Genomic DNA, 24090 nt, shown 5'->3' with positions numbered 1-24090 from the left:
TCACAATTCCGCGGGCGACTGTGTTGCGTTGTCATGTCCATGCCCAGCGGGACGACCTATGAAAACAGGAGACAACATGGCAACCGTGCAGAGTGCACCGAACGCGCCCGTCGGGCGTGTGCAGCCCGCACCCATGACGAAGGAGGAGAAGAAGGTCATCTTCGCCTCGTCGCTGGGGACGGTGTTCGAGTGGTACGACTTCTATCTCTATGGGTCGCTTGCGGCCATCATCGCCAAGCAGTTCTTCTCGGGACTGGATCCGACGGCGGGTTTCATCTTTGCACTGCTCGCCTTTGCCGCGGGCTTCCTGGTGCGCCCGTTCGGCGCGCTGGTGTTCGGCCGCCTGGGCGACATGATCGGGCGCAAGTACACGTTCCTGGTCACCATCGTCATCATGGGCACGTCGACGTTCATCGTCGGCCTGCTGCCGTCCTACGGCACGATCGGCGTATCCGCGCCGATCATTCTGATCGCGCTGCGTCTGCTGCAGGGCCTTGCGCTCGGCGGGGAGTACGGCGGTGCCGCCACGTATGTCGCCGAACACGCCCCGCACGGCCGCCGCGGCGCCTACACGTCGTGGATCCAGACGACCGCCACGCTGGGCCTGTTCCTCTCGCTGATCGTCATCCTGGTGGTGCGCGAACTGACCGGCAAGGCCTTCGACGACTGGGGCTGGCGTATCCCGTTCCTGGTGTCGATCCTGCTGCTCGCCACCTCGGTGTACATCCGCCTGTCGATGAGCGAGTCGCCGGCATTCCAGAAGATGAAGGCGGAGGGCAAGACCTCCAAGGCCCCGCTGACGGAAGCCTTCGGCCAATGGCGCAACCTGAAGATCGTGATCCTGGCGCTCGTCGGCCTGACCGCCGGCCAGGCCGTGGTGTGGTACACGGGCCAGTTCTACGCGCTGTTCTTCCTCACGCAGGTGCTGAAGGTCGACGCGTTCACGGCCAATGTGCTGATTGCCGTGGCGCTGGCCATCGGCACGCCGTTCTTCGTGTTCTTCGGCGCGCTGTCCGACCGCATCGGCCGCAAGTGGATCATCATGGCCGGCTGCCTGCTGGCGGTGCTGACGTACTTCCCGCTGTTCAAGGCGCTCACGCACTACGCCAACCCAGCGCTGGAGCGTGCCCAGCAAACGGCGCAGATCGTCGTGAAGGCTGATCCGAAGGAGTGCTCGTTCCAGGGCAGCCCGATCGCGCGGGAAGTCGATTTCCGCTCGTCGTGCGACATCGCCAAGCGCACGCTGGCGCAGTCTTCGGCCAGCTATGAGACGGAAGAAGCCCCGGCCGGTACGGTCGCCACGGTGACGATCGCCGGCAAGGAGATCGCCTCGCTCAACGCCGGCCGCACGGCTGACGGCCAGAGCTTCGACGCCGAAAGCAAGGCCAAGATCGCCGACTTCAAGAAGCAGGTGGCGGAATCGCTCAAGGCCGCGAACTATCCGAGCAAGGCCGATCCGGCGCAGATGAACACGGTCATGGTGCTGGTGATCCTGGTGATCCTGGTGATCTATGTGACCATGGTCTACGGCCCGATCGCGGCGATGCTGGTGGAGATGTTCCCGACGCGCATCCGGTACTCGTCGATGTCGCTGCCGTATCACATCGGCAACGGCTGGTTCGGGGGCCTGCTGCCGACCATCTCGTTCGCCCTCGTGGCCCAGAACGGCAACATCTACCACGGGCTGTGGTACCCGATCTGGATTGCGGCCATCACGTTCGTGATCGGTGCGCTGTTCGTGCGGGAAACCAAGGACGTGGATATCTATCGCAACGACTGAGCGCAATCAGGGGCTTGACAACCTCGCCGAAGACGGTACAATCCCGCTTCTTCGGCGAATTAGCTCAGTCGGTTAGAGCGACGGAATCATAATCCGCAGGTCCGGGGTTCGAGTCCCTGATTCGCCACCATACAAAACAAGGGGTTAGGCATCGCCTAACCCCTTTGTCTTTCCGGGTTCCGGTTTTTTGTCCAAAATCTGTCCAAATGAGGCCGCCAGGTCTCACACAGGTAAAGGCAAAAACGATGGCATCCTTCCGCAAGCGCGGCGAGCTCCAGTGGCAAGCCCGTATCGCCCGCAAGGGCTTTCCTCCTCAAGTCAAGACTTTCAACACAAGAGCCGAAGCCGAGTCGTGGGCGCTCGAAGTCGAGGCTTCCATGAAACGAGGAACCTTCGCCGATCGCAGCGAAGCCGAGCGGACCACCTTGCGCGAAGCCTTTGAGCGATACGAACGCGAGGTTACGGTGCACAAGAAAAGCGCCACACAGGAAAAGGGGCGCATCAAGACCCTCAAGGACAGCGCTCTGGGATCGATGCCGCTGGCCTCCATACGGGGCAGCGACGTCGCCAGCTACCGCGACAAGCGCGCCACCACAGTGTCCGCCAGTTCGATACTCAACGAGCTTGCAGCCCTGTCCCATCTGTTCACCATCGCCCGAAAAGAATGGGGGATGGAGCATCTGGAAAACCCGGTCCTTTTGGCGCGCAAGCCGAAGCGCCCTGCCGGCCGGGACCGCCGATTGATGGACGGTGAAGAACAACGCTTGCTAGACGCTTGCGAAAAAAGTCAGTCCGTAGCCCTGGCTCAGTTAGTCATCGTCGCCGTGGAAACCGCTATGCGGCTTGGCGAATTACTTAGCCTCACCTGGGACAACCTTGATCTCAAGCGGCGCGTGGCTATGTTGCCGGACACCAAGAATGGCGACGCCCGCCTGGTTCCGCTATCGAGCCGCGCAGCCAACGCACTTCAGGCGGTGAATCGCCACATCCAAGACAAGCGGGTTTTCTGGAACTGGCAAGCGAGCGACAGCGTACGCCACGGCTGGCAGCGCGCGATACAACGCGCACGTACCCAGTATGAGAAAGAGTGCCTAGAGCTTAGCCGTGAGCCCGACGCCGACTATCTCACGGGCTTGCGGTTCCATGATCTGCGCCACGAAGCCACCTCACGACTGTTCGAGCTGGGCTTCAACCCAATGGAGGTGGCTGCGATTACAGGACACAAGACCCTGCAAATGCTAAAGCGATATACGCATTTGCGCGCGGAGGATTTGGCAAAACGCTTGGCCTAGGGTGTGGCGGTTTTCCTCAGCACTTGATCTGGCGTTTGCGCTCCAAGGAAGCAAGACGGGATCTGGCTCAGCCTTGGGAGTACAGTATCAAGAAGGGCGCACATACAAGCGCCAGCAGGCATCGTCGCGTTAGGGGGATTGAGTGCGAATTGAATCGGTCGAGATCAAGAACTTCCGCCTGCTGGCGGATGCCACTCTCGCGCTTGAGGAGCAGACTACAGTCATCGTAGGTCGCAACAACAGCGGCAAGACATCATTGTCTGAAGTCATTAAGCGGCTGATGACTGACGCCAATGCGAGCTTTCACCTGGAGGACTTCTCTAGCGCTAGCTATGAAGGCTTCTGCCAGGCGCTTGCGGCGAAGAACGCCGGGACAGGCGATCAGATGGTGCGCGAGCTACTGCCCGCGATCGAGTTGCGCATCCGCTTCCGCTATAGCGCCGACCAAGCCGATTTTGGGCCCCTCGCTCCGTTCGTGGTCGACCTTGATGTCGACTGTAACCAAGCGCTGGTGGTTATCCGATACGAACTGAAGGATGGCGCGATCTCCGCCTTTTTCGAGGATCAGCCACAGGAAGCACTTACCGACGAATCCCGCATCGCGTTCTTCCGTGTACTGCGGGAACGGGTGCCCCGCCTCTTCGGAGTGACGATCAGAGCCGAAGACCCTAACGATGCAACCAACTGGCGCACAATGCCGCCCGCATCGCTCCGCCACCTTGTCAAAACTGGCTTCATCAACGCACAGCGAGGCCTCGACGATGTGACCTCGCGGGAAACCGACGTGCTGGCCAAGGTGCTGGAGAACATGTTCTCGACCGCAAACTCGGAGGCTGCAGACGAAGGCGACCATGCAATAGCCGAAGCACTAACCAACGCCGTTAAGGATGTCCAGGAGCAGCTTGACCAGAATTTTTCCGGCCAGCTCGCGAACCTGCTGCCTGCGCTCGAGAGCTTCGGCTACCCCGGCCTCGGTGGTCAGGAGCTACAAACTGAAACAACGCTCGACGTAAAGCGACTGCTCTCCAACTTCACCAAAGTCCGCTATGGCGGCTTCAGCGGCGTGACACTGCCGGAATCCTACAACGGTCTTGGCGTCCGCAACCTGATCTTCATTCTCTTTCAACTCGTCAGCTTCTATAAGGCTTACCGAGCCGAGCCAACCACCCCTGGCGTGCACCTTATCTTCATCGAGGAACCAGAAGCCCACCTCCATCCGCAAATGCAGGAGGTATTCATTCGGAAGCTTGCCAGTATCGCCCAACAGCTTGTCGGGGATGAGGCCAACGAAGCGGCCTGGCCGGTACAGTTTGTGGTCTCAACCCACTCATCGCACATCGCAAATGAGGCTGGGTTCGAGAGCATCCGCTATTTCCTCTCGACTGCCGTACCTGGCACACCGATCGGCGTCCGACAGACCAAGATCAAAGATTTGCGCACTGGGCTCACGGGCAAGCCGGAGCCAGAAAAGCGCTTCCTTCATCAATATATGACGCTTACGCGCTGTGACCTGTTTTTCGCCGATAAGGCGATCCTGGTTGAAGGTTTAAGCGAACGGCTCATGCTGCCCGTCATCACTGCCAAGCTGGAGGAGGCGGAACCTGGCACACCTAAGCTTTCGAGCCAATACACCTCGATCATCGAGGTCGGCGGCGCCTATGCTCACCGCTTCGTCGATCTCCTGAACTTCCTTGAGCTCCGCTCGCTCATCATCACCGATCTCGATGCAACTCTTACCAGCGGGGGCGCTGCTTGCGCTGTCCATCAGGGTACAGCAACGAGCAACGCCTGCATCAAGAGCTGGTTCGAGGATGATCCCCTTACATTGGCAGTGGTAACGGCCAAATCCGACGCCGACAAATGCAAGGACCGCACTCGCATCGCCTATCAATGCCCGGAGGCGGTAGACGGCCCGTGCGGGCGCACCTTCGAGGATGCCTTCATCCTCGCCAACGCCGCCAAGTTTGGCATTGCAGGCGAGGACTCGAACGCGCTCGAATTAGCTGCGCAGGCTAAAGCAAAGGAGTTCAAGAAGTCGGATTTTGCCCTCACCTATGCGATTGAGGACCAGGATTGGGTTGCGCCTAAATATCTCACCGACGGTATCCGGTGGCTGGCCAGCGACGGAGTGTCCGCCGCCAACGTCAACGCCGAGGGGGCTCCCCATGCCTGAGACGCCGGCCGAGGCAGCCAGCCGTGTCGCACTGGAGCGCGTCTATGCAGCGCTGACGGAGGGACGAAGTTTCCGGCTGGAGGCGGGTGCCGGCGCGGGGAAGACCTACTCGCTCATCAAGGCACTGGAGTTCCTGATCGATAAGCATCAACGGGACATGGCGCGCTGCGGGCAGCAGATTGCGTGTATCACATACACCAATGTTGCGCGCGATGAGATCGTAGCGCGAACGGATCGCCATCCAATCATCCGCTGCGACACAAACCATGCCTTTTGTTGGTCGCTTATCAGTGGTTTCCAGCGCCAACTTCGAGAGCTCGTCACAGCTATGCCCGTTTGGGAAGAGCGCATTGCCGAAGCTGGCGGGCTAGGCGATCGCCCCATCGAATACAGTCTTGGCTTCCGGGCAATTCGCGAGAAATCGGTGTCGCTTCATCACGACGACGTGCTGCCGCTGACCATTTCGCTGATGGGCAACCCCAAGTTCCGGCGACTGCTCGTTGAGCGCTATCCCATTATCCTGATCGACGAGTATCAGGACACCGACGCTACGTGGGTCGAAGCGATCAAGCAACATTTCCTCGGCGCAAATGGCTCACCGCTGTTCGGCTTTTTTGGCGATCATTGGCAGAAGATCTATGGAAACGGCTGCGGCAAGTTAGAGCACCCAGCGGTCGAGGAGATCGGCAAAGAAGCAAATTTCCGTTCGGTCCAGACCATCGTCACTACGCTCAATGCGATGCGCCCGCAATTGCCCCAGTTGGCGGAAGATCCGCAATCAGTAGGCGAGGTGCGTGTATTCCTGACGAACAACTGGCAAGGACAACGCCAAAATGGCGGGCATTGGGGCGGCGACCTCCCGACTGAAGTGGCACACAACGCGCTGGTCGCAGTTCGGACTGAGCTCGAAGAGAGCGATTGGAACATTACGCCCGAGCACACCAAGATACTGATGCTCACCCATCGCGTGCTCGCGGCTGAACAGGGTTATGCAAGCCTGCCGAACGCGTTTCGCTACAACGAGTCGTTCACTCGCAAAGAGCATCCCTACATATCCTTCTTCGTCGACATGCTGGAGCCTGCCTGCGAAGCCTATGCCGCGCAGCGCTATGGTCAAATGTTCGAGGCTTTCGGATCGAATGTGCCGCACTTGCGGCGACCTGCCGACAAAGTGGCCTGGGCACAAGCGATGGACGCCTTGATAGCGCTCCGGCGGAACGCCACAGTCGGCGACGTAATTGACCATCTTCGCCAGTTGCGCCGACCGCGTTTGCCCGATGCAATTGAGGAGCGCGAACGTGAGCTAGCTGCCTTCGATCGTGACGCTGGCGAGGAGATGCCCGCCGCTTTGAGCGAGATCGACAGGCTCCGACGGGTGCAATATACCGAAATCCAGGCTTTGAGAAGCTACCTCGACGGATCATCGCCCTTCGAGACGAAGCATGGTGTGAAGGGCGCAGAATTTGAAAATGTGCTCGTAGTAGTGTAAGCACCCGGTGAACCCGTCTTGCCAGCTAGGTGGCGCTGGGCGTCCAGCGATGCGGGAGCAGTTCGGCGATGTCGGCCGCCTTGTGGGTCGGCAGTCGCGTGAGGACGTCTTTCAGATAGGCGTAGGGATCGTGCCCGTTGAGCTTGGCCGATTGGATCAGGCTCATGACGGCAGCCGCGCGTTGACCGGCGCGCAGTGAGCCTGCAAACAACCAATTGGAGCGACCCAGGGCAACCGGCCGGATCTGTCGCTCGACGTGGTTGTTGTCGATGGGCACCGTCGGGTCGTCGAGGTAACGCACGAGAGCCGGCCACCGCTTGAGGCTGTAGTCAATGGCCCGCGCGATCGCCGAGCCGTCTGGGACGCGGCGTCGCTGTTCCTCGAGCCAGGCGTGCAGCCGCTCTAGAATCGGGCCAGCCCTTTGTTGCCGCGCTGCCAGGCGCTGGTCTGGCTCAGCATCCCGCACTTGCGCCTCGATCTCGTACAAGCTCACCATGTAGCGCAGTGCCTGGCCCGCCAATTCGCTCTTGTGCTTGTCGTGCAGTTCAAAGAACTTGCGCCGCGAATGGGCCATGCAACCGATCTCAGTGACGCCACCGTCGAAGCTGGCCTTGTAGCCGGCGAAGTCATCACATACCAGCTTGCCTTGCCACTGCCCCAGGAACGCGCGAGCGTGCTCGCCGCTGCGGCTGGGCGCAAACTGGTAAATCACCGCGCGCATCTTCTCGAACTCGCTCGGCGCATAGGCCCACAGGTAGGCGCGGTGCGTCTTGCCATTGCCGGGCGCGAGCATCTGCACTGGCGTTTCGTCGGCGTGCAGAACACCGTGGCTCAGAACCTCTTCTTGCAGGGCGTCCACCAGCGGTTGCAGACGCACGCCACAGATGCCCACCCACGCGCCCAGTGTCGATTGCGGGATGGCCAGACCGGCGCGCGCATAGATGCGCTCCTGCCGATACAGGGGAAGGTGGTCGCCGAACTTGGACACCAGCGTATGTGCCAGCAGTCCGGCCGTCGGGATGCCTTTGTCGATGACGTGGGGTGGCACCGGCGTCTGCACCAGCGTCTCACACTGATCGCACACCCATTTGCCGCGGATGTGACGCTCCACGGTGAACGTGCCCGGCGTGTAGTCCAGCTTCTCGCTGATGTCTTCGCCAATGCGCTTGAGCGCACACCCACAGGTGCAGGTCTCTGCGTCCGGCTCGTGGTGGATGTCGGTGCGCGGCAACTGCGGCGGCAATGCCTGGCGCTTGGGCTTGCTCTTGGCTTCAGATTTGGACGACGGCAGGAGCGCTTCCAGTTCGGTCTCAATCGCCTCGAGGTCTGCGTCAATGGCTTCGTCCAGCAGACTCGCCTGTTCAGATGTCAGTTGCTCGCTGCGCTTGCCGAACTTCCAGCGCTTGTGGATGGCCAGCTCGTGTGTGAGCTGGTCGATCTTGGCTTGCCGGTACCGCAACTCCCGGTCCTTCTCGCCGACCTGGGCCATCAACTGCGCAGCCAGTGTGCGCAGTTCGTCCGGGCTCAGGGCATCGAGGTTGGTGGGTAGGTTCATGCGGCGAGTCTGCCAGAACCCCAAGTCCTCTGGAAGGAAGCCAGTTTACGGCTTTGGGGGTATTACACGACCGTGATCGCGTGGTCGTGGGTGAGCGTCTGCCAAGGCAGCCCCGTCACCAGCGCACGCAATTGCTCGGGATTGAGCGCCGTGGCGATCGCCTGGTCGCCGTTCGTCCAGATGAAGCGCCCCTTGTTGAGGCGCCGCGCGGCCAGCCAGATGCCGAAGCCGTCGTAGACCAGCACCTTCATGCGCGTCGAACTCTTATTGGCAAACAGGTAGGCGTGGTGGGGGCGTGCCGCGCCGAACACCTTGACGACCCGCGCGAGGATCGTTTCGGTACCGGCGCGCATGTCCAGCGGCTCCACGGCCAACCAGATCGCGTCCACCCGAATCAACGCAACCACCCTTGCAGCCACTGGGCGCACTGCGCTGCGGCCGATCCCGGCCAGCGAAGACTGATCGTCGTCGCGCCACGGCGGACTTCGATCTGGATGTCCGGCACGGCAGTGGTCGGCTCGCCGATCCGCAACGGGATGAACTCGCCTTGCGGCACCCTCATCAACTCGCGGTCCTCAGGCGCGCCATTCTTTGCTTCCTGCTCGGCGACCCAGCGCCGCAGCAGATTCGCATTGAGGCGATGGTGCAGGGCTATCGCCGCGATCGAAACACCCGGCTGCATGCACTCCTGCACTGCCTTGGCCTTGAACTCGGCGCTATGCCGACGTCGGCGCCGTATTGGCGCGCTCTCTTCGATAGTGTCCACGTGTCCACCTAGAACTAGATGGACACGATGCTCCTTGCTACGCGGGTCCCCTTCAAGACGGGTTCACCGGGTGCTTACGTAGTAGTGGGGCGCGGTTGGAATCAATACAACTTCAACGACATGCTGGAGCTGGCGTCGGCGCAGGCGATCCCGCCGAATCGGTTGGCAATGTACGAGCGCAATAGAAATCTGTTCTATGTTGCATGCTCAAGGCCCAGGCGACGACTTGCGCTCCTGTTCACACAATACCTTTCACAGGCCGCCGTTACGACTTTGCAGCGATGGTTTGGGCCAGACTCGATCGAAACGTTGGTGCTATAAGCGGAGATAGGTTCTTCCCGTGCCAGGCTCCACACGATCCCGTTGCAGCCGAGAAGCGATCAGCTTGCCAGCTTGAATTTGATGTAGGGGTTCTGATCAATCGCTCCGACTTTCCACGTGTACGCCTTACTGAACATTCCCGGAGTGCCGCTGGCATTGTGCGAGATGACTTGGGCATTGGAAGGGAGTCGCACCTCAACCGTGCCATCAACCTTGATACCGAGCTCTCTCAGCCCACTCTTGTCCTTCTCCTTAAGAGCAATTGGCGCGATTGTGAAAACGCCGTCCTTGTCCTTGGTGACAGAGATCACGTTCATCGGCTCTGCCCGCTGGCCAATCTGCAAGTCCCGCTCAATTGAAAGGTCGTAACGGCCTCCACCGAGATACGAGAGCTTGCGAACGCCATCGGCCTTGGACGCCTTCTCTGCGTCTCTCCTCAGCGCGTCTTCGTCCTTGCTTGGCAAGGCTCCCGACTTCTTGATAGCCATAGCTGCCAACGCATGAGTAGCGGTGCCATCGTATTTGTACGTGTAGGACCCGTCCGGCTTTACGTTAACCGAGGCCGTAAACTTCTCTGGAATCAGGCAGCCGGCAAGCGTGGCGACGAGGGCAAGGCTTGAGAGAAGGCGAAGCGTCTTGAGCATTAGATTCCCTTGGAGAGCAAATGACTTCAGTTCGTGTAACGACCTGTCGCCCGCAGGCTTGAGTACCAAGCTCAATTTTCCAGCCCGGACGCCGGCATGACAGAGTTAGCCTGCGCCGACGCTGCGCGCCGCTCCGACAAGACGCGACACATGTGTTCGATGTCCGCTATTACCTTAAGCAAGCACTCGGAGGACTCTTCGAACGATTCGAGGAAGGCATCCATGCACTGTCGTTGCTTGCCTGGGTCTGCCGTCGCTATCGCCTGATCAATCAGCGCCGAGCGCCTTGCCGTTCCTTCATCGAGGTGACGGCTCATCGCATCGACGTCAATCGGCTGAATTTCAGCTTCTGCGGTTCTTCGAGCGAGCGTCCGGTTGCTGTGCTTCATGGTTGTACCCCTTCAACTTATCGATAGCGAGTCGATCGAGTGTTCTTCAAACCTTCAGCGATGGCGTGCGGCCGCCTTGATTGCCTCGATGTGTTCGTCGCCCGTCAGCTCGCCGTCAATGAATCGGCGGTTGATTTCCTCCACTTCCGGGGACAGCACGAAGCCCTCGAAGCGCACGCTGCCACGCGCAAAGTCGATGGCCGCCTTACGGCGGGCGCGCTCATGCTCGTCAATCGGTGGGCGTTGGTGTTGTGGTTTTGCGATGGTGGCCATTGAATTTCACCGTGTCAGAGCGAGCGCATCATGTCCTGCGATGACAACGCCATCAGGATGTAGTCATAGGCCCACATCACGACGAAGCTACCGAAGCTGATAACGCCGAAACCCCAAGTCATGTAGGTCTTCTCCGGGAAGGCATACAGGCTAAACAGCCAAAACAACAATGCAGGCACAGAAACGGCGCTGCACAGCAGGATGACTAGGCCACGCAGCCAGTACATCACCAAAAACAGCGGCAGTCGCAACACCACCCAAACAAAGCCGAGCGCCCTCAGAAAGGCTTCTCGCCGTGGCAAGGGCACCTCAATTGCATCCGCCTGGATCGGCAATCCGCCCTTTTGCATTGGGAACGGCACCACTTTGCGTGAACTCATGTTGGTAGCGTCCACGGAAATCATCAATAGATGGCGGTGGTCGGCCGCCACGAATCGAAATGCAGCCCTACTACGGATTGAATCGCCGGGGCATCCGCCAACACATCGAGCACCTGTTCGATCGTGCGAAACCGAAGGCGCCCCCCGGCATCATCCGTTACTTCGATCTGCTCCCCGCCCGACTCCAATCGGAGCGCATAGCCATACCTGTTGTCGGCGATCACGTGAGGCACAGGACTTGGCCCCTCTCCCGGCAGATCAAAAGCGTCATACAGATCGCGTAGGAAAATTGTTTTCACGTCCTCTCCTCGATAAATTGGCCAATACGTGACTGAAGCCAGCCATTAATCAACCGCCCCCCTCAACCAGTCAACCAGTCAACGCGCGTACCGCAGCGCCCCCGGCTTCCACTCCGCCATTTCCACAGTGAGATGCGTGATACCAAGCGAGCGCAGATAGCGCATGCAAGTTTCCCAAGACTTAAAGCATCGGACCCGTCCACGCCCTGTCATTAGAAAAAGCGGCGCCGAACCCCTTGGCTTTGCAACGACCTGAAATCCGTCGACAACCGCGCGCACCTCGACAGATTCTAAGGCTCGCGCCATCGCCCATCCGGCAAGAAGTCTTTGCGTAAGTCTCATTGTGCATCCGTTCGGTGAACGCAACAATCGTAAATCATATGGTTTTGCGCGGCCAAATACTGGATTCCTGCTGTCTATTTGCTCTCGATACCCCATACCCCGTTTGAGGAACGCACTAGGGCCGACATCGAAGCCTTAGTTTCATCGACGGCAGTGGCAAGTTCAGCTAGCTTTTCGAGAGGTATCCGATCGATTTCATGAGGCGCATCGTTCAGTGCCCTCGCGATTTGATTGATATTCCGCCCGACAGCGGCCAGCTCCCTCCGAGACGCACTTACGGCCGCCAATTCGGCATCTGTCAGCACGGGAACTCGCATGAGGTTTGATTGCACCAGGGAAGAAACCCAACGACCCATGGACATTCCCGCTGCTCTGGCCCGTCCTGCTACAGCGCGCTTCAAGAACGCAGGGAGCCTCACCGTGATTCGCTCGATCCCAGCGACATCCAGGTCGGCCGCTACGCCAGTTGGCGGTGTTGGGCCGTTGTCCACCTGACCCAGTAACAACAGCATATAGGCGTTCTCAGAAACACCCGCATTGGCCGCGAGTTGCCGCAGCCTGGATTTCTGTTCATCGGTCGGGCGCAAGTAAATAGTTGGCATGCGAGTAGGGGGCGGTTAAGCACGCATTGCATGCTAGCAGTGTGCCGCGCATAAGCCTATCCTGCCCTAGATTTACCCCCCTTACTTTGACTCTAAGCCCTTGTGCATTTTTGATGCGGTTATACGGCAAGAATGCTGCATTTATGTTGCAGTTTTTATGCAGCCCTAATGCACTTGTGATGCACAAATGTTCGAAATTGAGGCATTTCTGATGCAGTTCTGGTGCAACAGTACGTCCTCATGACAGGGCCAAAACATCCCACGTACACGGACGATACACATTCAGGACAATTTCAAGAAACTTCTGGCAGGCTCGTGGCGTGCGGCGAATATCACGGTTAAAATCAACTAAAACATACTTATTTTCACGCGCAAAACACCATAATTTGTAAAGCGAATGTCAACCTATATCGCTTTACATGAATTTTTCCCAACTATTCAGAAACGCTTGTTTGAAGCGGGTACGCCGTCGCATCGGCTGATTTCATGGCAAACACTTTGTCTCACTAAATCACTTGTCAGGTGTCCCTAACGGAGATCAATCATGAGCAGCAGCGTAACCCCTGAAACCGCCTCCGCAGTTGCAGGTGCGGTGTCCATTGCGACGGGCGCGGTAGCCGTTCTTACCTACCGAACCGCGAAGATGTGCCGCTCCATCGTTTCGCAGGTAGGCATGGAAGCCTTGCTGACTTACGAGAACAGCGGTCAGCTACTGATGCATCTCTGCCTGCTGTTCGCCTGGCGAGTCTTTGTAGATGTCAGCATCGACGTGTTGAGGCATGGGGACTCCTTCGCCTCGATGGTGGGCTTCGGTGGCCTGCTGGCGGGCTTCTCAGTGATGCGGATTCGCGCCATGTCCCCAAAGAACTCCAGGACTCAGCCTAAGGCCCTCAACAACGGAGATGCGGTATGAGCGTGCCAGTTGCATCGGAATTCCATTTCTATACCGACATCTTCAACCGCCTGAATGGACTTCTACAGACATACGTTTCGGACACGTCATCGGCAGTGGCCGGCACCGTCTCAGGGGTGGCGACGCAACTTGTCGTGATTTACGTGATGCTCTGGGGTTGGTTAATGATGCGCGGCATGATCCAGGAGCCGATGCTTGACGGCGTATCTCGAATCATCCGAATGTCCATCATCGTTGCTGCGGCTACAAGTATCGGCGTATACAACGAATACGTTCGCGACTTCCTATGGAATCTGCCGGACGATCTGGCGCGACTGGTCGCTGCCGGACACGCCGACAACGGCGGCAACGTGAGCTTTCTGGACACTCTGTTCGGTCGTATGTATGACGTCGGCGCGGCCTACAAGGAGAAGGCCAACTCCACTGGCGGAATGCTGCCCGACCTTGATCTCTTGGCTGCCGGTTGGGTGATCTGGATTATCGGCCTTGGTGCAACGCTGTTCGGCGCGTTCTGGTTGATCTTGTCAAAGCTGATGCTTGCGCTGCTCCTAGCGATCGGCCCGATCTTCATTCTGACCATCATGTTCGAGGGAACGAAGCGCTTTTTCGACGCATGGATTGGTCAGGCGCTTAACTACGTGCTTCTCGCCATGTTGGCGTCTGCGGTCATGCAACTGCTGTTCTTCCTGGTAACGGCGTATCTGGATTCTGCGTTTCCATTGTCTGCATCGGCCGATCCAAACCTCAGCGCAATCTTCCCGTTGGTGGCGATCAGTGCGATCTGCATTGTGGCCATGTTGCAGGTGCCAACAGTGGCGTCGGCGCTGAGCGGTGGCGTCGCATTGTCATCCATGGGCGCCGTTGGTTGGGCCATTGGGAAGACCGCGTCTAGCATGTCAGGAATGCGGCCAACCAACCTGCGGCGAAGCCTCCACAAAGCAAGCGCGGATGCTCGAATTGTCCGCGGTGCAGCCAAAGCAACAGCAGGAGCACCCTTGGGCGTCTATCGCAGGATCACTGGCGGAAGAGCCAACCGGATGACTAAGGGCTGACGCATTTTCGCGGACGCGAAAAAAGGGGAAGTCGGCGAGCGTGATGAAGAACTCTCACGACCGCCCTCCAATGTGCGCATCAATTTTGGCGGGTACGAACATGAAAAATCTCATTTGCACACTGGCTGTCGTGGCGGGCCTAGCGTCCGTGCAGGGTGCGCTTGCTCAAGGCATTCCTGTGATCGATGCGGCGAACCTCGCCAACTCGATCCTCCAGGTTCAGTCGTGGATGCAGCAGTTCCAGCAGATGCAACAACAGCTTCAGCAGATGAAGGGAACATATGACAGCCTGAACGGCGTCCGGGGCATGGCGAGCCTGGTCAACAACCCAGCGCTGCGCAACTATTTGCCGTCTGAGTATCAAGACATGCTCAACGGTAAGAACATGGGAGGCAGCATCTCTGGTTCGATCTCGTCGATTCGTGACGCCGCTAAGCTGGTAGGAATGGATAGCACCGGCCTGACGGCGACAAGCGATGCCGCACGCGCATTTCAGAGTGCCCAGAATCAAAATGCACTGAATCGCGCGATCGGGGAGGAAGGTTATCGGCAGGCCAGCCAGCGGTTCGCTTCCATCCAACAGTTGCTGGACAAGGTGAATGCGGCACCCGATCAGAAAGACATCCTCGATCTGCAAGGGCGTATCCAGGCCGAGCAGGTGATGATGCAGAACGAGCAAGTCAAGCTGACGATGATGATGCATCTCGCCCACGCTCAACGGGATGTTCAGCAACAGCAAGCCAGGGAGATAGCCATCAAATCAATTCGGGGCACACCGCCTCGCTTCTAAGCTCGTGCTGCAGCGAAGCTTGACCGAGCGTTGTCCGGCGCCTATGCCCGGCCAGCGCTGAACACACACGCAACATCCAACATCCGAATTTTCGCGCCCGCGAAAATTTCGCCAATCTGCGGGGCGTTGCCCCGCCCCCCCACCGGGGGCCGCCCCGGACGCTCGAGGGGCAGGGGAAGAACCACCCCTGCCCCTTTCGCTGTCAGGCTAACCCACCCCATCCAGAATCAAGGGTTCGCCCCGGACGGCCCGTGTCCTCGCCTTCGGCTGCGGGCCGCGCCAGCCGGCCGGGGCCGCTGCGCGCCCTTGACACTGGCGAGGACGGGGACGCTTAGCCGGATGCGGCTGTACGGCGGAAGGAGTTGGGGGACGCCAGGGACTCGATTCGGCCGATAGTGTTGAAAAACTCCTTCTCTCGCACCGAGGGACCGGCTCGCGAAAGATCGACCTCTCAGGCCGCCCTATAAGCTGTTTGTGAGCGCCGGTTGGGTGCATCAAGCCAGAAGTTCTGCGGCGTTATCAATAATTGATTTTGCGTCGACCTTCAGCGTTATCATTCGACCGTTAAAACTGGCTGTTTCAGAAAAAAACATTCCCGGCTGCTTGCCGATCACCGTCACTATTCCAGCGAGTGGGCCGTTCTGGAATTCGAGCAGTTTGGTGTAAATTTCGTCCGGCATCGAGCCAAGGTTGACATCAATCCAGGCGGAATTGTGGACATTCTTGTGCGCGAGATCGACTAGCGCAGTGAGATTTTCATCGCTGGCACGCACGAGTTTGAAAAGCTGTTTGAGGGAATCGCCTACCGTGTATTTGCGCTCAAACTCAGCGATGTCATTCGCCAATGCAGTGAAGTCGGTATGCAAGCTCCCGTTTTGAACGCCCAGGGCACCTTGGAGTGCGCGGAACGCATTCTTTAGCTGCGCAGCATCCGCCGCAATCACGCCGTTGAGACTACCGAGTGGTTGGGGGAGAGTCGCGGGGCTAGCACCTGAATGACACAAGGGAATCGTCGGCACGGGAGCATTATTGGCCCGGCGATTCACAGCGTCGCGCGACCAGATCGCTCCAAGTTCGAAATTGATCCACGGGCGCGCCTGCGATGCCGGACTAATCAGATAGATCGCAGCGACACAGTTTACAAGCGCATCGTCGATCGCTGTGAGAAAGTTCGCGCCGGCAGGAATACTTCGGCCGCCATCGGATGAAACAAAAACGGTGACGAACCCGCCGAACTCACGCTCGATCGCGAGCTGCAACATCAGCGCAAGCTCCTTTTCTTGATGGATATGCGAAAGAAAAATCGTTGATTTACTTGTCATGGTGGCAAAAACCTGTGCGTTGCAAATAGCGCAACGAAAATGGAAAAGCCCCAGCGGGACGGGTTCGAATCCGAGCTTGTGGTTTCGCTCCGTGTCCGCCTCTTATGACTTCCGACACGATAGCTAACGGATTATATGGTGCTCGGCAGAAAATTATGGCGTGTCGTTGATCACCGTCGGCCATTATTGACCGGTTGAATCCGCACTGCTTTTCGTGCCACTTTCGGTCATGCAAATTCCTCCGGGACATCGCCGGTTATCGACAGACGCATACGAAAGCTGGAAGGTCGACGACACGTATTTCGGCCAGTACCCGGGTCAAGGGCGGCACCGGAAGCCGCATGCGGAACGTAGCCGTAGGCGAGCACCGAACGGGTGAGGATGACGGCGTAGCGCACCCTTGACGCGGATGGAGGTTACGGAGCCTAACGGCAAGGGGCAGGACAGAGCGAAGCGGCGGCCTGCTCCCGCAGCCAGTCGGGCAAGTTCCGACGCGGGGGTGCAGCCCGAAGGGGGCTGCCCAAGCCCAACGGGCGCGAAGTTGCCTGAGATCAAGACTTCCCCTACCCAAGGTTATCAACAACAGAAGCTAGGTAGAAAGAGGATAGAAAGAAGGTAGAGAGCGCTCGACGCGTCTAAAACCCTTGTCGCACAAGGCATCCAGCGGCATAGGTGGAACGCTACACCGATCGGGCGGAATGCAACACCGACGATGCGGAACGCTACACCGAAGGCCCCGGAACGCTACACCGATGCAAGGGGTGCTACTTATCCACAACTCGGACCCATACGGCCTGTTCTTTACCCTTGCTGCTCAACTCAATGCGCGAGCCGGCGATGACGCCGACTCGTTCAAGCTCGTGCATAGCAGCCTTAAGAGATTCCTTAAACTTCCGCATGGGGCTGCTGTATTGCATCTTCTCCCGGAGCCAGTCCAATGCGTGCCGTTGCACACGGTCGGCAGATGTCGCCGCAAGGCGCTGCAGTGCCTTAGCCATGTCCTGCCCTTGTTTGATTCGTTGGCGCTTCTCCCAGTCGATCAGTGCAAATTCCCGGTTGGCATACATCCCACGCCATCGCGGATCAATGCGGAGCGTGTATTCCTCTCGCTGAGGGTCGTAGTCGAAGGCCTCGATCATATGTAACGCACGCGTGTGGCCAATACTCAGCTTGTGCTTGCCGCCTTTGGTTATTTCGATGACCAACATGGCGAACGTGAGCGCATGCATAGTGCGATGCAGCCACTCGTATTGCCATCGGCCAGTGTCACGCCCGATGGCTTGCAGAAACGCTGCACGGTTGATGGTTACCGGCTCGCCAAGCGATGCCCGTCCGGCCTCGTGCATTGCCTGCATCCAGACGTCTGCCTGCGCTTCGTCCAATTGCTCTCCCGAGAACTTGATCACCGCGTCTGCACGACTCACCAGCACAATGTCCTTGTGCAGTTTTTTTCGGCCGCGCGCTACGGGAGCGAAGAGGCTGGATCGAGCAATGTGGTTCGGCATTGCCCGCATGAACTCTTCCAAGCCAGGTAGAAAGAGCTGGACCTGTTGATCTTCCTTTCGATCAGCAGTGCCAAGTTTGGCCGCTCTCCCTTCCATGCGAGCCAGTAGGTCTTTGAGGCTGCATGGGCGATTCGAAGCCAGTGTATCGAGGGACATGGATTACCCCTCAAAACGCAACCAGACCGTTCTCCTTGCCCGCTATGGGCATGCTCGCCAGCAATCTTACTTGCTGCTGAACCTTGGTCGGTCGCCCGCGTTTCGGCCGCCTGTTCGCCGGATGGCTAGGGTCGGCCGCGCACAAACCGTCGATATACGTTGCCACGTCGAGCAAGCGGAAAACCCGCTTGCTGCCGATCTTGAAAGAGGGAATGGGGTAAGGTCCTTCGTCATTTCGTGTGGAACCCAACAGTCACAATGACTCCTGGTCGTCGAGCCCGGTGGGCATGTGTGCAGGCCGCTGGCCGGCCTGTGCACATGTCCACGAGGCGTGTTTGATCAGGAGGATGAGTCCATGGGCATTGCCGTAGAAGCTCTGTTCACCAGCGCGCTGGGCTTGCAGCCGCCGTGGGTCGTCGATGACGTCAGGCTCGACACGGCCAAGCGGCGTATCGACTTCGAGATCGGCTGCCACACCAGCAGGCTCGCCTGCCCGGCATGCGGTGCGGCCACGCAACCGGTGCACGACCGGCTGCGCCGATCCTGGCGGCACCTGGACTTCTTCCAGTTCGAGGCCTGGCTGCACTGCGACGTGCCGCGCGTGGCCTGCGGTGCCTGCGGCAAGACCACGCAGGTGGCCGTGCCCTGGGCGCGTCCGGGCTCGGGCTTCACCGCGGCGTTCGAAGCGCTGGCGCTGACCTTGTGCCTGGACCTGCCGGTGCGCCAGGCCGCCGAGTTGCTGCGCTGCAAGGACAAGCGGCTGTGGCGGCGCATCGAGTTCTACGTCGAGCAGGCGCGTGCGCTGGAAGACTTCTCCGGCGTGCGCACGGTGGGCATCGACGAGACCAGCCTGCGGCGCGGGCAGCACTACATCACCGTCGTGCACGACCTGGATCGCAAGCGGCTGCTGTTCGCCACCGAGGGGCGCGAGCACCGCACGGTGGTGGAGTTCGCCGAGGATCTGAAGGCCCATGGCGGCGATCCCGCCCAGGTGCGGCACGTGTGCATGGACATGAGCGCGGCCTACGCCAAGGGCGTGGCGCTGGCGCTGCCCGAGGCGCAGATCAGCTACGACCGCTTTCACGTCGTCTCGATGGCCATCGATGCGATGGACCAGGTGCGCCGCGCGGAGATGGCCACCGACGCGCAGGCGGTGCGAGCCGCGCTGGGCGCTGGCGGCCGCAAGACGCTCAGGCAGCTGCTGTGGGGCATGCGGCGCAACCCCAGCACCTGGAGCGCCCGCCAGCTCCAGGCGATGCACTGGCTGCAGCGCTCGACGCTCAAGAGCGCGCGGGCGTGGCGGCTGAAGATGGCGCTGCGCGAGGTGTACGCACGGGCCACAGCGCACAACAGCATCGAACAGGCCGCATCCGACCTCAGGGCCTGGCTGAGCTGGGCGCGGCGCTGTCGGCTCGAGCCGTTCAAGAAGCTGGCCGCCACGCTCAAGGAGCGGTTCGACGCGGTGGTGCGCGGCATGGTCGATCACCGCAGCAACGCCTTCGTCGAGGCGATGAACGGGCTGCTGCAGCAGGCCAAGCGCGCCGCGCGCGGCTTCAGGACGAGCCAGAACTTCATCGCCATCGCCTACCTGCGCATGTCCAAGCTCAAGCACCTGCCGGCCAGCCCATTCGCGCCGGCGATGCCCCAGTGACAGTGTTGCTTTCCACACGAAACGACATGGAGCCACCGCAGCCTCGTCGAGATCAAGGGCCAGCTCCTGCAGCAGGAAAAGATGGCCGCCATCGGCACGTTGTCGGCGGGGCTGCTGCACGAGATCAACAATCCGGTCAATTTCTGCCTGATGGCGATCGCGGTGGCTCAGGAAGACCCGACGGCCAAGGCCAGCCCCATGCTGCTCGAGTGCCTGGCCGACGCAAAGGAAGGCATGCAGCGGGTGCAGCACATCGTGTCGGACCTGAAGACCTTCGCGTACCGCAGTCCCGAAAAGGGCGAGGCCGACGCGCCCTTCCTGGTGGAAAAGGCCATCGATTCGGCCGTCCGCCTGACGAGCCACGAATTGCGCGGCGTCACCGTCGAGCGCAAGCTGCCGCCCGACACGCTCGTGCGCGGTGACGAGGCGGCCATCATCGGCGTGCTGATCAATCTGCTCTCGAATGCGGCGCTGGCCATGCAGAAGGTCCAGCGCGAGCAGCCGCGCATTGAGATTGCCGCGGAGTGGATCGGCGATCGCCTGCACGTGGTCGTCACCGACAACGGCCCCGGCATCTCCGAGAAAAACCTCACGCGCGTGTTCGAGCCGTTCTTCACCACGCGTGAAGTCGGCAAGGGCCTGGGGCTGGGCCTGTCGATCAGCTACAGCGTGATCCAGCGCCACGGCGGCACGCTCGCCGTCACGAGCAAGGAAGGCGAATGGGCGCGCTTCACGTTCGACCTGCCGCGCGCGGACTAGGCCGCACCATGGACGCCACGCCCGATACCGTCACCATCCTCTACGTCGACGACGAGGAGCAAGCCTGCAAGTGGTTTGCTCGCGCCATCGGCACGGGCTACGACGTGCTCACGGCCAACAGCGTCGACGAGGCGAAGGCCGTGCTGCGCGACGCGCACGAGCGTATCAGCGTCGTCCTGACCGATTTCCGCATGCCCGGCGGCGACGGCACGGAGCTGCTGCGCTTCATCGATGCCGAATATGGCGATATCGCCACCATCCTGGTCACCGCGTATGCCGACAAGGATCTGCTTATCCAGGCCGTCAACACCGGGCGCGTGTTCAAGATCCTGGAGAAGCCGTATCAGCCAGACGATGTGCGGCGTTCGTTGCAGGAAGCCCTCGTCCTGCGGCAGGACCGCCTGTTGCGTACCCAGCGCCTGATGGCCATCGACGAGACTCTCGCCTTCCTCGCGCACGAGCTGAATACGCCGCTGGCTGCCATCTCGAATTTCGCGCGCGGCATCCGCATGCGCATCGATCAGGCCGAGCGCCCTCCCGAGGCGCTGTCCGAAATCGGCCGCGCCGCCGACCGCGTGCAGGACAACGCGCGCTACTGCCTCTCGGTGATCGCCTCGTTCCTGAACTCCGTGCGCAACACGTACGGCAAGCCGGGGGCCGGCACCACACCGAGCAGCGCGAGCGAGCTGATCCGATCGCTGCTCGATACGTACCCCTTCACGAACGCGCAGCGCGAATGGGTGTCCTACCGCGTGGACGAGGATTTCCCGGTCGTCACCCTGCCCAACTGCGTGATGCTGGTGCTGTCTTCACTGACCAGCAATGCGCTGCAGGCGCTGCAGCACAGCCCGCAGCCACGGCTCGAGATCGTCGCGGGCCAGGCGCCCGACGCGGGCGGGGGGCGGCACATGATCCGCATCGAGGACAACGGCCCCGGCATCGCCCCCGACGTCCTCGCCCGGCTCACCATAGACCCCGTGACGACGCGCGCCGAAGAGGGCGGCAACGGCATGGGCATGATTTTTTGTACGCGGATCATGCAATCGTTCGGAGGAGCGATTGCGATCGATTCCGCACCCAGCGCAGGCACGCGCGTGACCTTGACGTTCCCATGACAACACCATTCACAACACGAGCCGCGCCGCACCGGCTCCGCGCATTGACTGCACTTGCTATGAGGAGTGATGGATGACCAATCCCGGGGGCAATGAGCCCAAGATCCTGTACGTGGACGACGAGACATTGGCGCTGACTTACTTCGGCCGTGCCATCGGTTCACTGGCGCCGGTCGTCACCGCCACCTCGGTCGAAGAGGGCAAGCGCATGCTCGACCAGCACGCCGCCACGCTGGGCGTGCTCGTATCCGACCAGCGCATGCCGGGCGAGCTCGGCAACGAACTGCTGCGCTACGCGCGCGAGCGCTATCCACACCTGGTGCGCATCCTGACCACCGCCTACTCGGAAATCGAGGACACGGTGGAGGCTGTCAACCAGGGGCAGATCCACCGCTACATCAAGAAGCCGTGGGACATCACCGCGCTGCGCGTGGAGCTCAAGCAGGCGCTCGAGTTTTCCGACCTGCGCCGCGAGCGCGACGCCCTGCTGCGCGAGAAGATGACCGTGCGCCAGAGCCAGACGCTCACGCACCGCATCGGCGCGCTGCAGACGCTGTACATCGCGGTGTCGGGGCTGTCGTCGTTCAGTGCCGTCAACGATTACCTGCGCGCTGCGGCCGCCGTCGGGCTGCATTCGGTGGCGCAGCCGGACTGGGCAATGAAGGACTACACAGAACTCGTCGGCGAGGAAAGCGTGCGCACCGGCCAGTTCAGCCACGCGGTCCGACAGGCCTACCAGGCGCTGTCGTCGCGCTTCGAGAGCAAGCCGGCCGCACAGGCTCTGGAGGTGCTTGCCGATGTGCTCAACGGCCAGGTGTCGCCGGCCGGCGCGGATGCAGCGACGATCGTCGAGCCGCCCACGCTGACGGAATTCCTGGAAGCGGCATCCACGCACAAGGTATCGGAAGCGCATGCCCAATGGCTGGCATTCCTGCTGTGGCTGGACGGCAAAGGCTGGTCGGTCAAGGCCGAGCGGGACGGGGCGGCCGTCAAGCTGCGCCTGCTCGACAGCCAGACGCCGCTCACACCGGATCAACTCGCGGGCTGGATGGAACACTTCCAGGAGCAGCAGGCGGCGTGAGCCGTTCCCCCGCCACGCCGCAACGCAGCGCCGAGGCCTTACGCCTCGGCGTTATCGTTTGAGGCATCGCCCTTTGCGGAGCGCTCCGGGCGATCGCGCATACCGCCCTTGACCATCTCGAAACGGAACAGGCGGCATTCGATGTTGCCGTTGTAGAGCGGCGTGCGCTGCGATTCCTTGAGCCGCATGCGGCGCGGCATCGACAGGTCCCCGGTAAAGACGAACGCCTTCCAGCCGGCAAACTCGCGCTTGAGCGTGCCTGCAAAGGCCTGGGCGAACTCGTTGGCGGCGGCTTCTTCTTGCGGATCGACGGGCGGCGGCGGCTCCGGCTGGCGACGGAATTCATCGCGCGGAGCGCCCATGGCGCGGCTGGCACGCTCGAAGACGGTGCCGCCTTCATCGCCCTCGCCTTCCGGCCGGCGGCGGCGCGAACCCTGCGCACCACGCACGGCGATGCGCTCGCCGTACGGCGGGTTCATCAGCAGCACGCCGGGCGCATCAAACGGCGGCCGGCCGAAACGCGCATCGACCTGCTTGAGCATCGGCTCGCCGGGCAAGCCGGCACGCTGCCAGTTGGCGGCGGCGTAGGCGAGCATGTCGGTGGAAATATCGGCGCCGGCAACCAAGGGCGGCGCGCGGCGCATGGCGGCCGCGGCGGCATCGGCGGCCGCTTCGCGCAGGCGCTTGAAGCATTTGGCGTCATGGTCCTGGAACCACTCGCATGCAAAGGCGCGCTGGCCGCCCGGTGCGATGCCGAGCGCGCGCTGCGCCGCTTCCACGAGGAACGTGCCGCTGCCGCACATCGGGTCGTAGAACGGCACGCCTTGCGCGCCCGTCCAGCCGGTCAGGCGCAGGATGCCCGCCGCGAGATTTTCCTTCAGCGGCGCCTCGCCTTTCTCCTGGCGCCACCCGCGCTTGAAGAGCGGCTCGCCGGTCGTGTCGAGGTACAGCGTGCAATCCGTCTCGGTGAGGTACGCATGGATGCGCACGTCCGGCGAGACGGTGTCGACGCTGGGCCGCGCGCCGGTGCGCTGGCGGAAGCGGTCGCAGATGCCGTCCTTCACGCGCAGGCCGACAAACTTCAGGCTCTGCAGCGGCGATTTGTGCGCGGTCACGTCGACGCGGATCATCTCGTCGGGCGTGAAGTGGTCTTCCCAGCGCTGCGCGGCGGCCAGCGCGTAGATGTCGTCTTCCGAGCGGTACCCGCGCGCGGCCAGGCGCATCAGCACCCGGCTGGCGATGCGGCTGTGCAGGTTGACGGCATACGCCGCGCCCGGTGTGCCGAAGAAATGCACGCCGCCTGGCACGGTGCGCCCGACCTCGAACGCCGCCAGCTCATCCACCTCGGGGCGGATGGCGATTTCGGCCAGTTCATCGGCCAGCGCCTGTTCAAGACCACGGGGGCACGGTGCAAAGTAAGCAATCGGCATCGGAAAACCAA

General features: G+C 60.9%; 22 protein-coding genes, 1 tRNA gene and 1 pseudogene. 12 read left to right on the top strand and 12 right to left on the bottom strand.

What is annotated here, in order from left to right:
- The first annotated feature begins 76 nt into the window (after positions 1 to 76).
- The 5 genes from TK49_RS06845 to TK49_RS06825 all read left to right on the top strand — a co-directional run bounded on the left by TK49_RS06845 (position 77) and on the right by TK49_RS06825 (position 6734).
- Positions 77 to 1780 carry an MFS transporter gene (locus TK49_RS06845; RefSeq protein WP_045786038.1) on the top strand — a complete coding sequence of 568 codons (1704 nt, stop codon included), beginning with the start codon at positions 77 to 79 and terminating at the stop codon, positions 1778 to 1780.
- Positions 1781 to 1833: 53 nt separating this feature from the next.
- Positions 1834 to 1910: transfer RNA gene (locus TK49_RS06840), tRNA-Met, on the top strand.
- 115 nt (positions 1911 to 2025) lie between these two features.
- Positions 2026 to 3072, top strand: coding sequence for a site-specific integrase (locus TK49_RS06835; protein ID WP_045786037.1), 1047 nt, complete (start codon positions 2026 to 2028; stop codon positions 3070 to 3072).
- Positions 3073 to 3214: 142 nt separating this feature from the next.
- Entirely contained in the window at positions 3215 to 5245 is a 2031-nt protein-coding gene (locus TK49_RS06830) for an ATP-dependent nuclease (RefSeq protein ID WP_045786036.1), read from the top strand.
- A complete protein-coding gene (locus tag TK49_RS06825) occupies positions 5238 to 6734 on the top strand; it encodes a UvrD-helicase domain-containing protein (RefSeq protein ID WP_045787785.1) in 1497 nt (498 codons plus the stop codon). The genes TK49_RS06830 and TK49_RS06825 overlap by 8 nt, the downstream gene beginning before the upstream one ends.
- A 25-nt stretch (positions 6735 to 6759) precedes the next feature.
- Here the strand turns inward: TK49_RS06825 and tnpC are convergent, their stop codons facing one another.
- From tnpC to mobC, 9 genes are all read right to left on the bottom strand, one after another.
- Positions 6760 to 8289 carry an IS66 family transposase gene (gene tnpC, locus TK49_RS06820; RefSeq protein WP_009238807.1) on the bottom strand — a complete coding sequence of 510 codons (1530 nt, stop codon included), beginning with the start codon at positions 8287 to 8289 and terminating at the stop codon, positions 6760 to 6762.
- A gap of 62 nt (positions 8290 to 8351) precedes the next feature.
- A complete protein-coding gene (gene tnpB / locus TK49_RS06815; RefSeq protein WP_146049720.1) occupies positions 8352 to 8696 on the bottom strand; it encodes an IS66 family insertion sequence element accessory protein TnpB in 345 nt (114 codons plus the stop codon).
- Complete coding sequence (gene tnpA / locus TK49_RS06810; RefSeq protein ID WP_004633552.1) at positions 8684 to 9055, bottom strand: IS66-like element accessory protein TnpA; 372 nt, start codon at positions 9053 to 9055, stop codon at positions 8684 to 8686. Before tnpA ends, tnpB begins: the two co-directional genes overlap by 13 nt.
- 380 nt (positions 9056 to 9435) lie before the next feature.
- A complete protein-coding gene (locus tag TK49_RS06805; protein WP_045787784.1) occupies positions 9436 to 10020 on the bottom strand; it encodes a hypothetical protein in 585 nt (194 codons plus the stop codon).
- A 71-nt stretch (positions 10021 to 10091) separates the two neighbouring features.
- The gene (locus TK49_RS06800) at positions 10092 to 10409 is read right to left on the bottom strand and encodes a hypothetical protein (protein WP_045786035.1); all 318 of its coding nucleotides are present in this window, start codon (positions 10407 to 10409) and stop codon (positions 10092 to 10094) included.
- 54 nt (positions 10410 to 10463) lie between these two features.
- Complete coding sequence (locus TK49_RS06795; RefSeq protein WP_045786034.1) at positions 10464 to 10682, bottom strand: antitoxin VbhA family protein; 219 nt, start codon at positions 10680 to 10682, stop codon at positions 10464 to 10466.
- 14 nt (positions 10683 to 10696) lie between these two features.
- Positions 10697 to 11062 carry a hypothetical protein gene (locus TK49_RS06790; RefSeq protein ID WP_157773988.1) on the bottom strand — a complete coding sequence of 122 codons (366 nt, stop codon included), beginning with the start codon at positions 11060 to 11062 and terminating at the stop codon, positions 10697 to 10699.
- A 23-nt stretch (positions 11063 to 11085) separates the two neighbouring features.
- Positions 11086 to 11361 (bottom strand): hypothetical protein, encoded by a 276-nt coding sequence (locus tag TK49_RS06785; RefSeq protein ID WP_045786032.1) that lies wholly within the window; start codon positions 11359 to 11361, stop codon positions 11086 to 11088.
- A 416-nt stretch (positions 11362 to 11777) separates the two neighbouring features.
- Positions 11778 to 12305: a plasmid mobilization relaxosome protein MobC gene (gene mobC, locus TK49_RS06780; RefSeq protein ID WP_052698595.1), complete on the bottom strand. Its 528-nt coding sequence runs from the start codon at positions 12303 to 12305 to the stop codon at positions 11778 to 11780.
- Between the two features lie 544 nt (positions 12306 to 12849).
- Between mobC and TK49_RS06775 the strand changes: the two genes are divergently transcribed.
- The 3 genes from TK49_RS06775 (at position 12850) to virB5 (ending at position 15060) form a co-directional block, all read left to right on the top strand.
- Positions 12850 to 13218 (top strand): hypothetical protein, encoded by a 369-nt coding sequence (locus TK49_RS06775; RefSeq protein WP_045786031.1) that lies wholly within the window; start codon positions 12850 to 12852, stop codon positions 13216 to 13218.
- Positions 13215 to 14270: a TrbL/VirB6 family protein gene (locus TK49_RS06770; protein WP_045786030.1), complete on the top strand. Its 1056-nt coding sequence runs from the start codon at positions 13215 to 13217 to the stop codon at positions 14268 to 14270. The genes TK49_RS06775 and TK49_RS06770 overlap by 4 nt, the downstream gene beginning before the upstream one ends.
- Positions 14271 to 14370: 100 nt before the next feature.
- The gene (gene virB5, locus TK49_RS06765; protein ID WP_045786029.1) at positions 14371 to 15060 is read left to right on the top strand and encodes a P-type DNA transfer protein VirB5; all 690 of its coding nucleotides are present in this window, start codon (positions 14371 to 14373) and stop codon (positions 15058 to 15060) included.
- Between the two features lie 494 nt (positions 15061 to 15554).
- Here virB5 and TK49_RS06760 read toward each other — a convergent pair whose 3' ends face one another.
- Together TK49_RS06760 and trfA are read right to left on the bottom strand one after the other, a co-directional pair.
- Entirely contained in the window at positions 15555 to 16382 is an 828-nt protein-coding gene (locus TK49_RS06760; RefSeq protein WP_082076292.1) for a toll/interleukin-1 receptor domain-containing protein, read from the bottom strand.
- Between the two features lie 764 nt (positions 16383 to 17146).
- Positions 17147 to 18043, bottom strand: coding sequence for a plasmid replication initiator TrfA (trfA, locus tag TK49_RS06755; protein WP_052698594.1), 897 nt, complete (start codon positions 18041 to 18043; stop codon positions 17147 to 17149).
- Between the two features lie 355 nt (positions 18044 to 18398).
- On the opposite strand from trfA, the gene TK49_RS06750 reads away from it, so the two are divergent.
- The 4 genes and pseudogenes from TK49_RS06750 to TK49_RS06735 all read left to right on the top strand — a co-directional run bounded on the left by TK49_RS06750 (position 18399) and on the right by TK49_RS06735 (position 22649).
- Positions 18399 to 19694 carry an ISL3 family transposase gene (locus tag TK49_RS06750; RefSeq protein ID WP_045785873.1) on the top strand — a complete coding sequence of 432 codons (1296 nt, stop codon included), beginning with the start codon at positions 18399 to 18401 and terminating at the stop codon, positions 19692 to 19694.
- Positions 19695 to 19727: 33 nt separating this feature from the next.
- Positions 19728 to 20453: pseudogene (gene phcS / locus TK49_RS06745) on the top strand (two-component system sensor histidine kinase PhcS); the annotation flags it as partial.
- 8 nt (positions 20454 to 20461) lie between these two features.
- Complete coding sequence (phcR, locus tag TK49_RS06740) at positions 20462 to 21568, top strand: two-component system hybrid sensor histidine kinase/response regulator PhcR (protein ID WP_045786027.1); 1107 nt, start codon at positions 20462 to 20464, stop codon at positions 21566 to 21568.
- Positions 21569 to 21641: 73 nt separating this feature from the next.
- A complete protein-coding gene (locus tag TK49_RS06735; protein ID WP_045786026.1) occupies positions 21642 to 22649 on the top strand; it encodes a response regulator in 1008 nt (335 codons plus the stop codon).
- A gap of 38 nt (positions 22650 to 22687) precedes the next feature.
- Here TK49_RS06735 and TK49_RS06730 read toward each other — a convergent pair whose 3' ends face one another.
- Positions 22688 to 24079, bottom strand: a complete 1392-nt coding sequence (locus TK49_RS06730) for a THUMP domain-containing class I SAM-dependent RNA methyltransferase (protein ID WP_045787780.1) — start codon at positions 24077 to 24079, stop codon at positions 22688 to 22690.
- Positions 24080 to 24090: the final 11 nt, after the last annotated feature.

It is taken from the genome of Ralstonia mannitolilytica, from assembly GCF_000954135.1.
In the GTDB taxonomy this organism is placed as follows: Bacteria; Pseudomonadota; Gammaproteobacteria; order Burkholderiales; family Burkholderiaceae; genus Ralstonia; species Ralstonia mannitolilytica.
Note: the sequence above shows the minus strand (reverse complement) of the source record. Positions and strands in the feature narration are given on the sequence as shown.